This is a genomic window from Campylobacter parajejuni, assembly GCF_046764905.1.
GTDB lineage: Bacteria > Campylobacterota > Campylobacteria > Campylobacterales > Campylobacteraceae > Campylobacter_D.
Genome location: NZ_JBKORB010000030.1, coordinates 1 through 727, shown reverse-complemented (window position 1 = coordinate 727; position 727 = coordinate 1). Strand labels below are relative to the sequence as shown.

Here is a 727-nt window from a genome sequence, read left to right as displayed (position 1 = left end):
TTTCACAAAAGGCTTATTTAAATCTTCATTTAATAAATTCTCACAAGCCCATAAAAAAGGCTTTTCTATACTTCCTTCTATCCTAGCACCCCCTTCAGTGCAGTTGTAGGTTTTTACAGCTAGGTATTTTTGCATGTTTTCGATATCTTCTTCTAAGCTTTGTTTAAACAATAGCCAGATGTGATGTGTTTTTACTTGTTTTTCCCCTCCATAAGAAAGGGTAGAGATGTGTTTGAAATAGTCGGTTTCATAAATAGCTGAGTGTTGATAATCATTAGGATGAGAGTTGCCATTATCAGCATAAGCTAAATCTTGTCCTATAAAGACAATGTTTTTATGTTTTAAGTGTATGGCTAAGGCGTAATTCATATTTGCTACACTAAAGCCCATATTAAAATACCCAAAATCATTTAAATTTACATGCTCTATAAAACCTGCATAAGTAGAAACAATTATAAATTTTCTATTATTTTTTTTAAGATATGCTGTGGCATTAGGATGTACAACGGATTTTAAGATAAACACTATATCCTTATCAAACTCCCCAAAATTATGATTAAAAAACTCTGCTGTAAAATCAGTTCTCTCAAGCATACACACATAATCAGGCTTAATCTCATTCTTAGCCAAAATAGGATAAGCACTATCCGCACAAAATATTGTGGCTTTGCTTGCATACTTCTTTAACAAAGGAAGTTGTTTGGTTAAAGAAGGTCCAGTAGAAACA

1 protein-coding gene is annotated in these 727 nt (G+C 32.2%); it reads right to left on the bottom strand.

Annotation, left to right across the window (positions count from 1 at the left end):
- Positions 1-727 (bottom strand): motility associated factor glycosyltransferase family protein (locus tag ACLL8X_RS09290; protein WP_411990632.1); only part of this gene is annotated, 727 nt, incomplete at both ends.